At 39.9% G+C, this 15,237-nt stretch carries 16 protein-coding genes and 1 pseudogene; 11 read left to right on the forward strand and 6 right to left on the reverse strand.

The features are described 5' to 3' along the window. Nucleotides 1–268: 268 nt before the first annotated feature. Entirely contained in the window at nt 269–1,033 is a 765-nt protein-coding gene (locus tag J8L97_RS20410; protein ID WP_192507877.1) for a class II glutamine amidotransferase, read from the forward strand. Between the two features lie 120 nt (nt 1,034–1,153). Here J8L97_RS20410 and J8L97_RS20415 read toward each other — a convergent pair whose 3' ends face one another. The 5 genes from J8L97_RS20415 to cmoA form a co-directional block, all read right to left on the reverse strand. After that, a complete protein-coding gene (locus J8L97_RS20415) occupies nt 1,154–1,909 on the reverse strand; it encodes a DUF3108 domain-containing protein (protein WP_211052452.1) in 756 nt (251 codons plus the stop codon). Further along, the gene (gene purN / locus J8L97_RS20420; protein ID WP_192507875.1) at nt 1,854–2,501 is read right to left on the reverse strand and encodes a phosphoribosylglycinamide formyltransferase; all 648 of its coding nucleotides are present in this window, start codon (nt 2,499–2,501) and stop codon (nt 1,854–1,856) included. The genes J8L97_RS20415 and purN overlap by 56 nt, the downstream gene beginning before the upstream one ends. Then, nucleotides 2,501–3,553 (reverse strand): phosphoribosylformylglycinamidine cyclo-ligase, encoded by a 1,053-nt coding sequence (purM, locus tag J8L97_RS20425; protein ID WP_211052453.1) that lies wholly within the window; start codon nt 3,551–3,553, stop codon nt 2,501–2,503. Before purM ends, purN begins: the two co-directional genes overlap by 1 nt. A 378-nt stretch (nt 3,554–3,931) precedes the next feature. Next, nucleotides 3,932–4,900: a tRNA 5-methoxyuridine(34)/uridine 5-oxyacetic acid(34) synthase CmoB gene (gene cmoB / locus J8L97_RS20430; protein WP_211052454.1), complete on the reverse strand. Its 969-nt coding sequence runs from the start codon at nt 4,898–4,900 to the stop codon at nt 3,932–3,934. A 10-nt stretch (nt 4,901–4,910) separates the two neighbouring features. After that, nucleotides 4,911–5,636: a carboxy-S-adenosyl-L-methionine synthase CmoA gene (gene cmoA, locus J8L97_RS20435; RefSeq protein ID WP_210996902.1), complete on the reverse strand. Its 726-nt coding sequence runs from the start codon at nt 5,634–5,636 to the stop codon at nt 4,911–4,913. A gap of 115 nt (nt 5,637–5,751) precedes the next feature. Here cmoA and J8L97_RS20440 point away from each other — a divergent pair, with 115 nt between their 5' ends. Next, complete coding sequence (locus tag J8L97_RS20440; RefSeq protein ID WP_211052455.1) at nt 5,752–6,432, forward strand: DUF3334 family protein; 681 nt, start codon at nt 5,752–5,754, stop codon at nt 6,430–6,432. A gap of 187 nt (nt 6,433–6,619) precedes the next feature. Here J8L97_RS20440 and J8L97_RS23645 read toward each other — a convergent pair. Continuing rightward, nucleotides 6,620–6,733 (reverse strand): annotated as a pseudogene (locus tag J8L97_RS23645) (metal-dependent hydrolase); the annotation flags it as partial. Between the two features lie 149 nt (nt 6,734–6,882). Here J8L97_RS23645 and J8L97_RS20445 point away from each other — a divergent pair. The 9 genes from J8L97_RS20445 to J8L97_RS20485 form a co-directional block, all read left to right on the forward strand. Next, nucleotides 6,883–7,914, forward strand: a complete 1,032-nt coding sequence (locus J8L97_RS20445) for a hypothetical protein (protein WP_211052456.1) — start codon at nt 6,883–6,885, stop codon at nt 7,912–7,914. 12 nt (nt 7,915–7,926) lie between these two features. Continuing rightward, the gene (locus J8L97_RS20450; protein ID WP_211052457.1) at nt 7,927–9,240 is read left to right on the forward strand and encodes a hypothetical protein; all 1,314 of its coding nucleotides are present in this window, start codon (nt 7,927–7,929) and stop codon (nt 9,238–9,240) included. Further along, a complete protein-coding gene (locus J8L97_RS20455; RefSeq protein ID WP_211052458.1) occupies nt 9,234–10,394 on the forward strand; it encodes a hypothetical protein in 1,161 nt (386 codons plus the stop codon). Before J8L97_RS20450 ends, J8L97_RS20455 begins: the two co-directional genes overlap by 7 nt. Next, complete coding sequence (locus J8L97_RS20460) at nt 10,395–11,603, forward strand: hypothetical protein (protein ID WP_211052459.1); 1,209 nt, start codon at nt 10,395–10,397, stop codon at nt 11,601–11,603. Nucleotides 11,604–11,614: 11 nt separating this feature from the next. Continuing rightward, the gene (locus J8L97_RS20465) at nt 11,615–12,136 is read left to right on the forward strand and encodes a hypothetical protein (protein ID WP_211052460.1); all 522 of its coding nucleotides are present in this window, start codon (nt 11,615–11,617) and stop codon (nt 12,134–12,136) included. Next, nucleotides 12,136–13,509 (forward strand): site-specific integrase, encoded by a 1,374-nt coding sequence (locus J8L97_RS20470; RefSeq protein WP_211052462.1) that lies wholly within the window; start codon nt 12,136–12,138, stop codon nt 13,507–13,509. The genes J8L97_RS20465 and J8L97_RS20470 overlap by 1 nt, the downstream gene beginning before the upstream one ends. A 338-nt stretch (nt 13,510–13,847) precedes the next feature. Continuing rightward, nucleotides 13,848–14,279, forward strand: a complete 432-nt coding sequence (locus tag J8L97_RS20475; protein ID WP_211052464.1) for a hypothetical protein — start codon at nt 13,848–13,850, stop codon at nt 14,277–14,279. Further along, on the forward strand, nt 14,233–15,069 hold the full coding sequence (locus tag J8L97_RS20480; protein WP_211052466.1) for an ABC-three component system protein: 837 nt from the start codon (nt 14,233–14,235) through the stop codon (nt 15,067–15,069). Before J8L97_RS20475 ends, J8L97_RS20480 begins: the two co-directional genes overlap by 47 nt. Then, nucleotides 15,050–15,237 (forward strand): hypothetical protein (locus tag J8L97_RS20485; RefSeq protein WP_211052468.1); only part of this gene is annotated, 188 nt, incomplete at its 3' end. The genes J8L97_RS20480 and J8L97_RS20485, both read left to right, overlap by 20 nt.

A 15,237-nucleotide genomic window follows, 5' to 3' on the forward strand; every position in this document is an offset into this window, starting at 1 on the left:
TTTTAAAGGCACAAGTGATGATGTAAACAGCGAATGTGAGCCGAGAATGTCTGAAGTTATCCACAGATTGTGTGGGGAAGGTGTGCATTAAATAATTTATCTATCTAATAAATAGAGTATTTACGATGCTATATTAGTACGGGATAATACAGCGATTGCTACACAAGATATATACTACAAACTTAACAATGACACTCACTGTGACATTTAAAAATAAAAAGTATAAAGCTTGTTCTTTGTGTTCTGTTTATAAAGGAGTTTTTATTTAATGTGTGAGCTATTGGGTATGTCTGCGAATGTACCGACAGATATCTGTTTTAGTTTTTCAGGCCTATTAGAGCGCGGTGGTAATACGGGGCCGCATAAAGATGGCTGGGGGATCACGTTTTACGAAGGCAAAGGCTGTCGTACATTTAAAGACCCTGAACCAAGCTGTCAATCTGAAATCGCCAAATTAGTAAAAGCTTACCCAATTAAGAGTGTGTCGGTTATTAGCCATATTCGCCAAGGCAATCGCGGCCGAGTGTGTTTAGAAAACACTCATCCTTTTACCCGTGAGCTATGGGGAAGAGAGATCACCTATGCACACAATGGGCAGTTATCTAATTACACTGATCTGAAACCATCCTTTTATCGCCCTGTGGGTAATACAGACAGCGAATTGGCTTTTTGTTGGCTGCTAGATAAAATTAGAGAGAAGTATCCGAAAAAACCCTCAAATATGGCGGTGGTTTTTCGATATGCGGCTAAGTTGGCGGCGACATTGAAGGACAAAGGTGTATTTAATATGCTACTGACTGATGGAGTGTACGTGCTGGCATATTGCACCAATAACCTGCATTGGATCACTCGTAGAGCGCCATTTGGCAAAGCCACCTTGATTGATGCTGATATGGTGGTTGATTTTAAAGAAGAAACCACGCCAAATGATGTAGTGAGTGTAATTGCAACGCGGCCACTCACCAATGATGAGCAATGGCAAAAAATGGAGCCCGGTGAGTTTGTGTTGTTTAAACTGGGTGAAAAAATATAACGGCTATCATGGCGTATATCTATTTATATCTATTTATATCTTTTTAGTTTAGTGTAATTAGAGACAATAAAAATAGACGATACCGCAACTCAGCAAGTTACGGTATCAATGTTGAATCATTTACTTAATGTCGTACTTGGTCATTTGAACTTGAAACTGTTCAATGCCTTTTTTCCCTTTGTATATCTTTACCAACATATAATCATATTCTGGCGCCAGCCATACCGTTGCTTGACGCTTATCGTTGTCATATAACCTTTTTATTCTGATGGTTTTGACATTGCCTATGGGCAGGGTGATGGTCTCTTCACCCTCAACTTCAAAGTCATAGTTGCGCTGATTGCCTTTTTTATCCACAATCGGGTAACTCAGCTTAGTTTTTCCCGCTTTAATATCACGACGTAGTTGAATTTGATAGGTTTGCGCATCTTGTTGCTCGGTTTGCCACGTAATATCAAGTGGGTACTTCTTTTTGTTTGACGTAATGGTTTTCTTTGTGTGGTCGAAACTGACTGTATATTCTTTATCAGGCCCAGTGCCGCTGCGAGTCATATCATAATGAATGGGCTGGGTGCGGTTATTGTCAAACGTAAACATCGATATTTCTGTGCGTTTATCATTAAAGATCATCCACTTAATATCACTTTGATATTCTAGCTGATATGTATTTTCATCAATTTTACTGAGGTCGCGAGTGGCCGATCCTTGGACAGAGCCTTTACGAAGAATTTGGTATTCTGCGTGGTACGGAGTGAGTGTATTTGCAAGTAATGAGCATGAAAAGAAAGCGCTTAACCCGACAAGCCAAGCGCTAATTTTTTTATTCTGGGTACGCTGTGCCTTGAATTGGAAGGGGTTGGTCATCAAAAACGGCATAATCTGCTTCCATTGTTAGTCTGTGTTCGCTGAACCACTTGACCACCAAAGGATAAATAATATGCTCTTGTTCATGAACGCGCTTAGCGAGTGTGTCTGCTGTATCATTGTCTAAGATAGGTACCTTAGCTTGTAATACAACGGGTCCACCGTCTAGCTCTTCCGTTACAAAGTGTACGCTTACACCATGAACATCGTCTTTAGCATCTATTGCTCTTTGATGGGTATTCAGCCCTTGATACTTAGGCAACAAAGAAGGATGAATGTTCAACATTTTTCCCTTAAATTTTTGCACCAAGTGTGGGGTTAGAATACGCATAAATCCAGCTAATACAACTAAATCTGGATTAAAAGAGTCAATTAATGCGGCCAGTTCAACATCATAGTCTTCACGCGATGGATAATCTTTATGGCTCAGAATGCAGGTTTCTACTCCTGCATTCTGAGCACGAACTAATCCATATGCATCAGCTTTATTGCTGATCACAGCGCAGATCTCGCCATTAATGTCGTTGTTTTGGCAAGCATCTATGATGGCTTGTAAATTAGAGCCACTGCCAGAGATCAATACAACTAAGCGAGATGGCGTCATTAGTCTTTACCAGCAACGATTTCTACTTGTTCTTCACCAGCAGTCGCATCTTGAATTTCACCAATATGCCATGCTTGCTCACCTTGTGCGTTAAGTATGTCAAGGCTTGCTGCTAATTTGTCGGCAGGAACCACTAAGATCATACCTACGCCACAGTTAAATGTACGGTACATCTCGTGCGTACTGATGTTGCCGTTTTCTTGTAACCAATTAAAGATTGCAGGCCATTCCCAGCTATCGCCTTTTACTACCGCTTTTGCTGACTCAGGTAACACGCGTGGGATATTTTCCCAAAAGCCACCACCTGTAATATGCGAAAGCGCATGAACGTCAACGTCTTTTAGTAATTCAAGAATTGATTTTACGTAAATACGGGTCGGTTCAAGAAGGTGTTCGCCCAGCGTTTTACCTTCAAATTCGGCATTCGTATCGGCACCAGATACTTCAAGTACTTTACGAATTAAAGAATAGCCGTTTGAGTGAGGGCCGCTTGAAGCAAGTGCGATTAATTGGTTGCCCGCAGCTACTTTAGTACCATCAATGATTTTAGACTTTTCTACAACACCAGTACAGAAACCAGCCATGTCATAGTCTTCGCCTTCGTACATGCCAGGCATTTCAGCAGTTTCACCGCCGATCAGTGCGCAACCTGACAGTTCACAGCCTTTACCAATACCAGTTACTACATCGGCTGCTGTATCAACATCTAATTTTCCAGTTGCGTAGTAGTCCAAGAAAAATAGGGGTTCAGCACCTTGGACAATCAAATCGTTTACACACATGGCAACAAGGTCGATACCTACAGTGTCATGTTTTTTTAGGTCAATCGCTAGACGAAGCTTAGTGCCAACGCCGTCAGTACCAGAGACTAGTACAGGCTCTTTATAACCAGTAGGAAGTTCGCACAGTGCGCCAAAACCACCGATCCCACCCATTACTTCTGGACGACGAGTTTTTTTCACTACGCCTTTAATGCGCTCAACTAATGCATTACCGGCATCAATATCTACGCCTGCGTCTTTGTAGCTAAGAGACTGTTTTTGATCGCTCACGGGTTTTCCTCAAAAAATTGCTTTATGGATTGCTTAGAAACGCGCGTATTTTACAACAATTGACTAGGGGCGGCTAGCGTAAATATGACAGATCCCACCAGCAAGTGGTTGCACATATTTGTTTTTACTATATTTACTATTAATAACAATGGATTAGCTTGTTAATGCGATTTGGGTGGTGGTAGTAATTTACAAAGTAGGGCCATTGACAGGCTGGCTTCATATGTGTCTTATGGCAGACACAGATGAAACCATTTAATTACAAACTAAATAAAATACGTATGGAATGTGTCTTATGGCAGACACAGATGAAACCATTTAATTACAAACTAAATAAAATACGTATGGAGAGAGTTAGCTGGTATTTTATTTAGGTGATTATGCTTTAGCCGTGAGTATTGCACGCAAAGGGGCTGGGTAACCTTCGATGGTTTTAGTGTTATCAGTAGGATCTAAAAAATCGGCTAATGATTCAGTTTCCATCCAAGGTGTTTGACGCTGTTCATCAAGTGAGGTTACATCGTTATTCACCACATTCACGTCTTTGAAGCCAACACGCTCTAACCACAAAGTCAGTGCTGCGGTACTTGGAATGAACCAGACATTACGCATTTTAGCGTAGCGATCAGTTGGTACAAGTACCGTATTCACATCTCCTTCGATCACGAGTGTTTCTAATACGAGTTCGCCACCGGGACGCAATTGTGCTTTCAATTGTGATAAAAAGTCGATTGGAGAGCGTCGGTGATATAGTACACCCATAGAGAATACCGTATCAAAACTTTTCAATGCAGGTAGTTGTTCAACTCCTAATGGCAGTAAATGGACACTTGGATCTGGGTTGAAGTGCTTAATCGCTTGAAATTGTGATAGGAATAAATCTGACGGATCAATACCCACAACGAAGTTTGCTCCCGCACCACGCATACGCCATAAATGATAGCCAGAACCACAGCCAATATCGAGCACAGTGCGCCCTTGTAACGGACTGATATGCTCAACTAGTCGATCCCATTTCCAATCGCTACGCCATTCGGTATCAATATGAATACCATGAATATTAAAAGGACCTTTTCGCCACGGCATCATTTTCTTTAGCAAATGGGTTAATTGCTTGGTATGGCCGTCTGAGAGCTCGTTGGCTAGCCCGAACTCGACCTTATCCGTTACATTGATGTGTTGTGTATTTGATTCAGGTAGATTTTTGAGTACTTTTTCCCACTTGGGCCAGTCACCGTGCTGCGCTTCTTTTTGCCAATGACTTAATTGTGCTGGTAGTGTTTCTAACCAATGACTCAAAGCGGTTTTCGCAATGGCGGCATAAAAGTCTGTAAACCAAGAATTCATAAGGACTCCGTTATTTGATGGCCACGAGTGAGCAAAAGTTAAAGCATTGATACCAAACTTGTGTTTGGCTAAAACCAATATTATGTAATCGCTCAATGTGTGTTGATAGGGGGTCAGGGCGCATAACATTTTCTATGGCGGTACGCTTTTGACTTATTTCTAATTCGGAGTAACCGTTGTGTCGTTTGAAATCGTGATGTAAATCAATGAGTAAGTTATCAGTTAAATCATTTTCACCTTTCACTTTTTCACTTAACAATAATACCCCACCAGGTTTCAGGCTAGCATAAATGTGTTTAAGCACAGCTTCACGCTGCTCTTGCGGAATAAACTGTAAGGTAAAATTTAACGCTATTACACTGGCATTTTCTAATGTAAGCTCGGTGATATCACCTAATACCACATTAACTGGCACATCAGATTTAAAGCCTTTTAAATGCAGCTGGCAACGCTCAACCATGGCTTTTGAGTTATCGACGGCAATGATTTGGCAATTTTGCTTTTCGATATTACGGCGCATGCTTAACGTAACGGCGCCAAGTGAGCACCCTAAATCATATAGATTCGAATTACTTTGTGCATATTGACCCGCGAGTTTACCCATCGTACTTACGATTGTCGCGTAACCAGGGACTGAACGCTGGATCATATCTGGGAATACTTCAACCACGTTTTCGTCGAAGCTAAAGTCTTTTATTTGTTGCTCGGTGGCATAAATACTGTCTTTGCCAGTCACAATTTATCTCTCTTTCTAAATAATCTCGCTATTTTAGCATTTTATACTGGATAGTCAGTGATAATTTCAGTAGCTTGGCTACTATTAATGATAAGAAGTAAAAAAGAGACTAAAAATGGCGAGAAATAAAGTGATTAGCACAGAAGATATCCTATCCACATTGTGCAACTCGGTGACTGAAGTATTGTCTTCCGCAAGTGGCAATAAAATTGCTTATTCAGCAATGGTTCAAAAAATCACGCGTACGTGTATGCGCCCAGATATAGGCTGTTTTGTATTGTTTGATGGTGGTTTTACGGGGTTGGTAGTTACTAACTTTACCGCGCAATCGGCAATGGAAATTTATCAAGATTATATGCGTAATATGGGTATGCCTGAAGAAGAAATAGCACATAGTCACTTATCTGATGATGTATCAAATGTGATGGGTGAGTTGATGAACCAAATTGTGGGTGATTTTACAGGTAAAGTGCGTACGCAACTACATACATCTATCACGCAAAACCAACCAAAAATGATGGCAATAAATAAACAAGTGCAAATTTCTGTTGATACAACCATGGATAGACCGCAAGCACGTCGCGTGACATTTACCACACAAAACCAAAATATATTTTATTTAGAGCTTGCGATGGATAAAACGGAATTTATTAAATTACATGATTTTGATATAGCTGAAGCCGCGGACCCTGATGCAATTATTGCTAATCAAGCTGCTGAGAGTAAAAATAAAAAGTCGGCGGCGCCTGAAGAAGTAGACAGTGATGATGACTTTATGGCGGAGCTTGGGTTATAAAGTGGCTCAAGCCCAGTTGTTTTTAAATGATTAACAATTGATTTTTAAGGTAATTTTAATAAAGCTGCTTTTTAACACAATGGTGAGATGCACTTTTTGTTATCGAGCAGTTTTGTCAGTTTAGGGTTTGTCATTCATTGGTGAATGTGAGCTATGTTCTTGGGGCATGTTGGCTCTTTACGTTAAGTTACTTGTCATAAAAGCTTAAACCTTGTTTTTGTAGTACCAAAAATAAACGTAAGTCCAATTCTAATTGATGGTAATCAGGCTCCATATGACAACATAGCTGATAAAAAGCTTTGCGAGTTACTCCTAACAATATTATCAATCAATTAAGTTAAAAGCCTCTATTTATCTGTGAAATAAACCAGTAGCACTGTAAGTTATTATTGATAATTGTCAGTCTTATACAATACTGAATATTCATCATAATATAAAGGCTTTTACATTTTGAATCCTGTCGCGATTAAATCATTGCCAGCTGTACAAAAGGCGCTATCCCCCGCTTTTAAGAAGCTTCTTTTAGACAACGCCCCGAAAAATCGTAGTGTAATGGTGGTGAATAACTATGCAGCTTATATATCAACCTTTAAAGCGCCTGGTTATGAAGCATTGGATATTCTAAACAGCCCAGAGTACCTATTGAAGCAATTACGTGGCTTTGTGGGCTTTATGTACTCGCAATACGATTGCAGTCCAGCATACGACGTGACACGAATTATCTTTAGAACCTTTGAAGCATTTGCTAAGTATAAAATCGATACTCCTCAAATTTCAGCTACTAGGGTGAGCGAAGGTATAGGGCAGTGTATTGATGAATTCAAAGGTTTGCAGATCAAGCCAGAGTGTCTCGCATATCTTGATGGTTGGCAACTCAAATCAAAGGAAGGGAAAGTCTTAAACTTTGCAATCGGAAAATTTCATGAAGCCTTTGGTGATAAGCTGACTTCTGATATTTATCATTATGTTTGTGAGTATGGAACAACACAAAAAAGCACTACCCTGCGCAATCACGTTATGATGCTCGCTGCTCTTCTAAATTCGTTTGTAACGCACTGCAATAGCGCTGATGATTTACGTGATCAATTGAAAACTAATAAATTGAGTGCGTTTCTTGAGAAGGTCATGTGGTGTTCGTTTAGTAGTCATTTAGCGAAGGATAATAAAAGTGCGATTTTTTTTGACATGTGGGCTTTAGGTATTAACGTTTTTAGAATTTGTTTAATTGATAGTGGATTAATTAATGAGCCAGCTCGACCTATTTTAACACCCTTATTCAAAGAAGATTCTCACCCTATCGCAAAGATAGCTTCGGGCGGTAAGCTAACATCCAGCGAAGAGAAATTATGGCTTGCCTCTATTCCACTGAACATAAAAGATGAGACAGCCATCCAAATCATCGAAGACAGGTTACGAGCGAGTGAAGAGCATGTTCGTGCATCTTATCATGCTGTTTTTCAACGTATAAAAGAAAAACATTAACGCAACCTTGAAATGGCAAAAAAAGGTATGGTGAAACCCATTCGAAGAGGAGGAGGTGGTGGCGTTAAAAGAAGTGAATACGTGCCCGTTGGTCGCGACCATCTAGCTAATAGTATTGCCACATTTTATAAATATGGTATCGGCACACCCCTTTCAAATCATGCAGAATTTTTTGGAGGGTCTCACAGTAACAGTAATAAACTCTCTACCTCAGCACTAGCGGATGAATTAAACCTACCCACCACTGCAACGCTAGGCGCATTGTGCACATTGTTAGTATTGGAGCATCCCCAACTCACACCTTCTGCACTTGAGTGCTGGGAGTTGTTTGATAAGAGTGGAAAAATGACAGGCTATAAAGAGGTTGGTGGCAGTTATGTAATTGTTGTTTATAAAAACCGAAAGGGTGCGGTGAAAGCTCAGCAAAATATTGTTCTTAACGAATACAGTGAATCCATTGTTAAGACGCTAATTGGTCACACTGAACTTGCTCGACAGTATCTAAAATTAAACCCGAGCACAGATGAGTACCTAGAAAATGCGTGGCGTTATATGTTAATCAAGACTGATTTGAATAAAGCAAGTTGGTGCAGTGACTTTTGCAACAATATCAGATCTGCATTCATGAGCAGCGCCTATCGGCAGTGGGTGTATAACCACTCCAGTAGTATGAATAAAGACGATAAATTATTGCTATCTAAGTCGGTAGGCTTACGTTCAAGTCGTAAACTCCGAGCTATTCGCACGTATATTAAAACTCACTCTTTGCACGAAGTAGCAGAGGTATTGGGGCATGAAACAGTTAATGTAGACCGATTAAATAAATACCTTCCCTCTTCGCTGATGGATTTTTTCAATGCAAGATGGATACGCCAATTTCAAAATGCGCTTATTTACATCGCAATGCAAGAATCGGACTATCTTTTTGAAGCGGTTGATATTAAACCTGAAAACCTCGATGAATTTCTACAAAACCACGGTATTCACGATATACCTAAATTGTTTGGTAAATTCAAAAATGACGCAACACTATCTCTTGTTGATAAGGAAGAACCCCGAGAACGATTTGATGAGGTAACCCTGACCATTACTAAAAATGTGATGAGAGTGCTCATTGCTATCAAGAGTATCGTTGACCGCTCAAAAGAAGTAAAGGATGGTAAAGTCTTTCGTGACATCGTATCAACCTGGTATGAGGCTGCTACGCTCATTCTTACCGAAGATGCGCGAGAAAGCACAATCAATGCAGATCGTTCGCAACTTATTGCTACTGCAAAGAAAGCCCCCCTTGATACTCAACTCGTCGTTGGTGCGTTAACATGTTAAAACTGATTGTAAATAACCTAAAGGAAAGAAAAATTGGACTTCATGAACTAAATAGCGAAGAGTTAACAGAAGCTCTTCACTACGCTGTTGCAAACCAAGATTTCGCTTTACAACGTGAAATTGGCAATCATTTTACTCACATTTACGACCAGACCGATGAAATTCCTTATTGGTTTAAAAGTGAGTACGATGATGATGTCACTATTATTAATTTCGGTCAAAGGGATAAGGTTGTTGACTGGTCATCTGTGACGCTTGAGGATTGTTTGCCTCTCACTCACTCTAAGCATAAACCTCTGCTAAATGGTTTTAAAAACTGGTTACTTGCGGTGTCCGACCCACTTGAAAATGGAGGGGCGGTCATCAAAACCAGCACAGTAAAAATGAGAGTAGAGAAAGTCCTGTCATTAATTGATGCCATTTTATTGCGCTCAGCCGCATTACAGTTAAGTCTGTATCACCTAAGTCACATTACTTGTGACTTCTGGTTATCTTTGTTTAAAGCAATGTCTGAGAATGGGCCCATCAACGGAGTCTATGATTTTACAGGTCGCACCGTCGAGTTAGTTAAAGCACACGTAAAAAGTATTACACAAGAGCAGGTAAATGCTTTTGCGAGCAAGTATCCTTTTGTGATCAGAGATATAGCAGAAGACGATTTAACGCTTCATTTAGCAAAACAAGAGCGCGTTAAGGCATGTTGCTGGCTTTACTCGCAAGGCTATTATAAATATGGGAGTAGTTTTATAGCAACAGGCAATGGTGCTGTGCTCGCAATACTGCTCTTTGAGGGGAAAATAGCATCCCCAAGCCTAAACACCCCCACCTCGACCGAGTTATGGCTTACCGAAAAAGAGCGCTCCACTGAATATCGCCCCTTTAACACTGAAAACTCAAAAACGTCAACCGCAGAGGCTACAATTAACACTTACATCTCAATGGCTAAGCTGATTAATACCAATATATTCAAGGACAACGCAAGCTCACCATCTATTGAGGCAACAAAAGCACTTAGCGTAAGAAAAATTAATGATTTAGTGATATTAAAACCCGCAGGCCGTACTCAAACCTTGCACCCCGACGTGGTCTTTAAACTCACTCGACAATCTTTTGAATTTGTTCTTAAGTTCCAACAAGATATTTTGGATGCTTGATTGTTGGCGCTCTCACAAGGTGCTAGCAGAAGTGCGATAAGCCGTTCCAACAAGGCTCGACCTGACTACAGAGGGTCTGCGTTCATTGCTGATATTCATCAAAACATGTCAGTTACTGAACGTGGTCACTTTATGCAAACCAAAGTAATGAGTACGTTGAATAAAAAAGGGGTTAAGGCTATGGGTATTCGGCAAGTTTTACCTTTTAAAGTTCTAGCTGCTGACAAGTACAGAGCCATACGGAATAATGATAGTTTATTTGATCTTTACGGCGTTCTCATAGGGAGTTGCCAGTACCTTACCGGCATTATTTCAGCAAGACGACAGGATGAGTTAGTGTCATTAAAAAGTAGTGGTAATCTGTCACCAAATTTAAACCCATTTGAGCATGAAAATATTGAATACAATCTTATATTTAAACTCAAAAAGTCAGGGAATGGCGGTAAGATATCGAGCAACAAAATCATTGAAAGACCTATTGCAGCCTCTATTGCTAAAATCATTTGGCGACTCGAAGCGTTTAACGAGGCCGCAAGATCGCAAGGGTTAGTTAAAGGAAAAACCTTAGATCTTTTTAATAACTTAGATGCAAGAATGTGTACACTCACTAAAACTTCGGTTAAAAGCTTTAATGCCCACCTCGATTCGATATGTGACTACTTTGAAACCCCCCTTGTTAAGATGAGTAACGGTGAGCTAAGACGACAGTATTTGAGACAGCATCAGTTACGTCGATTCTTTGCCTTGCTGTTCTTCTGGCAAAAACGTTTTCAAGGACTTGAAGCTTTGCGTTGGATGCTCGGACATACAGATATGTCACACTTATATCATTACATATCAAGTAATGAAGTGGGTGATATCCTCAATGGGGTTAAGGCCACTGTTATTGTGCAAGGTGTGCTAAATAAGGATGGTGAGCTAGAAAAACTCAAAAGTATCGGTGAGTTAAAAGCAACCCTAGCTAAAAAATACAATGCTGGTGCGGTAATTATTGATGACTTGGAAAGTGTCATCGACCTGGCAGATGACGACGACATAACGGCTCCACATATTGACCAACTGAAAGCAGAGGCAAATCTAGAATCGAACCTTGAAGAGTTATTGAAAACGGGCGAAATCAGCTTGGAACCTAATTTCTTCAAAGTTACTGACGAAAACGGGCAGGTTCGAGAAACTTTTAACTTAGCATTCCAAGTAAAAACAGTCTAAGAAACATAACAATGAAAAAGAATAAAGAAACCAATCAAAGAACAATACTGGCAACTGATGCGCTGTTACAGGAAATTATCAAATCGCCAGATGAATTTAAAAACAATGATAGCCTAACAAAAGCTCTTAAATCGCAAGGTGGCTTAGCTAAGTTTGAATATGCAGAACGACACATCGGTACTGTTTCAATCAATACCGCTAAAAGTCTTTCAGAACTCTTGTACGATGATGGTTTTGAGAGTTTTGACAGGCTCAGAATTAATGCTCGTGACGCTATAGAAAAAGCTTTAAAAGGAAAAATAAAAAAGAGCAATGAAGAGAGCGCAAGACAAAAGCTAGCATTAACTAATGAAACGCTTGCTATCACTCAGCAAAGTAACTTCCTATTAAATACTATCATTAAAGAAATGCGCTCACACTTAAAAGCAATGGCATTGCAAGATTGGACGGATGAAGAACGTTTAAAGCGCTACAAAGATATTAATAAGAAGGTTGAAGCACAGCTTCATTATGCTAACTATGGCGAAGTATAATGCCTATAACGAAATTAAAAAACGTTGCTCGTTGGTCACATCTGGGTTTTGATGGCAAATTGACATTTTATAAACCAAGAGATATCCCGTTTGTCACATATAAAAATAATATGCCCTGCTACGAAGCAAATATGTATATTCATAAACTCCTAGAGGAAGGGTTGAAATATCAGACAATTAGGACGTATGCCAACAGTATTATAGCTTTGGTCTATCACGTCGAGAGAGCAACACATCTCAACCGTTTTAGCGACTTAACCGATGCTACTTTTCGTCTGTTCATACAGGGTCTACAAAGCGAGAAGCATCTTAATGGTGAAAAAGTTAAAAGTAATAATAGAGTTTTAGAAGTCGGCATTAGATGCCTTAAATTTCTTGAGTTTGTCCAAATTTACTACGACTTGAAACTTTTTATTGGCGTAGACAAAGCGAATGCCATAACAGTGGTCGAAACTACTCACAAAATTTCAATTGAGGGAAGTAGGCACAAGAAAGAAGTTACCACGACTTCTCATCTTTGCTTGCCAAGCAAAGATGCTGTTAAAAGACGGTTACCCGTTGGTGAAAAAGACGCGTTAAAGGTATGGCGCTTTATACAAACCAACCCTAATAAAGCAGTTCGTTATCGTGACATAGCACTGTATCAATTAATGGAGCAAACTGGAAGTCGCGTACAAGAGCTACATCTCGTAACCGTAGATGATTTCAAAGAAGCGAGAGGTATGCTCGAGCCAAGTCTTAAAATGTACACGCTGAAGCGCAAGGATGAAAGAGCGACAAGACATGTACCCATTCCCCATACGCTTATTACTGATATTGCCCAATACATGAAATATCGTCGCAAAATCATGAAGAAAAAAGGGCTCATTGGAGATAAAGATCATGGTTTCTTGTTCATCGCAACAAAAACAGGTGAGCCTTTTAAACCTGATTCATGGACTACATACCTCCATAAATGGAAAAACGAGTTAGGCCTCAAAGGTGAGTTTCACCCGCATCTCTATCGTCATGCGTTTATTACAAACAAGCTTATTGAAATTATTCAGCAACATGAAGATGTTACTAATGCTGATGATTTTAGAAAACACCTACTTAATGCCGAAACTTTCAAATTACAGTTAAGAGAGTGGACAGGGCATACGCAATTGCATTCCCTTGAGACGTATATTCACTTAGCTTTTGCAAAAATGCGAGGCTACGCTAAAGCTTATAGTGCAGTTGCACTATCTGCATCTGTAGGAGTTGTTGAAGACCAGCTAGGTCGTATTGAAAAGCAAATTCAGGATAAAGAGCTGACTTATACAGAGGCCTTAGTACTACTGGAAAGAACAATAAAGGCATTTAGGCTAGATATTGAACTGGCTAAAATTTGAAAGGGCACCAGTTAATACGTAGTAGTTCCTATCTGTAATTAGTTTAGAGCTCACCCGGCTGGCAATAATGAGTAAACACGAAACTCTCGCTCTAACAATCTTACGGGCAAAAATAACTCAGGATCTTTGTTAACCTAGCAACCAATTAAACACCTCAGAAATTGTAAGGTCATTTAAGAAAATGTTTGCTTTGTGGTATTCAATTAGTCATGAAGGCTTTGTTTCCAACTGGTATTAGGAAGCATCTCTCAAAAAAGTTCGTAAAATAAACGATTTGACTACGAAAGCGCCTAGAAATAATGTAGCCTTGCAACTTGTTAATATTGAAAGGAGTTCGAGTGAGTCAAGAAGTTGAAAAATATCCAGCCAGTGCTATATCGTCTTGGAGCGGCTTTGTTTATCAAGGAAAAATAGCACTATATCATTCACTTAAGCTCATTCATGATGGTGATTTAGACTTTGAGCTTCAGCTAGACAGTAGTGACGACTTCGCTATTTATAAAGATGGAAAGCTACAAAGCGCTCATCAAGTAAAAGCGAAGATCAGTAAATATCGTAGTGGCTACTCCACGGCTCTGGAGCAGTCCACGTTGATCGAATATGACAAAATAAAAGGGACACCTCGATATTTTCACGTATCAGTGCAGCTAGATAATACCGACGATTACATAGGTGCTAGCGGGGAAATCGTGAAATTCTACCGCTATGGAGACAATTTTCATTGTGGACTGGGTGATATTGACCAAAGAGCTCATACAAAGTATATGTGAGAAACAGAGCATCACGAACAGTGATAATCTAATTAATTTTAATTACTGCTTACTGTCAGAAGAAATTAGTTCCAAGGCGATACATAATCACAAATTAAATCAAGAGGATGGCCTTTCAGAAAACAAATCTGCTTACGAGGGGCGCATTAATGCAAAATATATCCTAGACAAATTACTATCCGAAAACCCCTATCAGAATCGTGACTACTATGCCGTTGAGTTGAAGGCTAAGCTACAAACCTACCTCGAAGAACGATTAGATCAGATGCTACACACAATGAGTGACGCCACTTATGAAAGAGCTAGGCTCCTATGCGAGCACATAAGTGGAACCCATATCAATGAATTGAAAAGTTTATGTCAGATAATGAAGCCATCCGAGCGTTTTCAAGACATTCAGAAGAATGATATCAGGCGTTACACCAAGCTCATTCAGGATATTTCTGTCGAGCCTACATTCAACCACCTTCCTCATTATCTCGATGGCGAAAACCGTTTCTACGTTCCAACAGCGTTGGACATAGATGAAAGTGAAGAGTGTGAGTCAGACATGAACTATGAAATGAAAAACAATGGCGGCCTGCTAAAACTACTTTTTGAGTACAATCATCTAATTGCCAGCAAAGCGGAAGCTTCCTTTACTTTTGATACAAAATTCACAAACTCGGATGACTTTGACGACAAGCAAGCCACTGAAAAGCTTGAAAGCAACATTACGAAGTCGCTATGCATTAGCGTATTGACAAAAGACGACGCGGAGGGTCGACTTAATGATAAAGCAACTCATTGATGAAGCACTTATTGCTCATGGCTTTGTGAGAAAACATGAACTGGCAACTACAAGTTTTTATATTCGTAATTATGGAACTGCCATTAGATTTGCAGTCGTACACATCGTAGAAGACCTTCCTGACCCTGCCGAGTTGAATAGCCGAATCAATCACCTTGTTCCTGAGGA

This window comes from Pseudoalteromonas sp. MMG012 (genome assembly GCF_018100875.1).
In the GTDB taxonomy this organism is placed as follows: Bacteria; Pseudomonadota; Gammaproteobacteria; order Enterobacterales; family Alteromonadaceae; genus Pseudoalteromonas; species Pseudoalteromonas aurantia.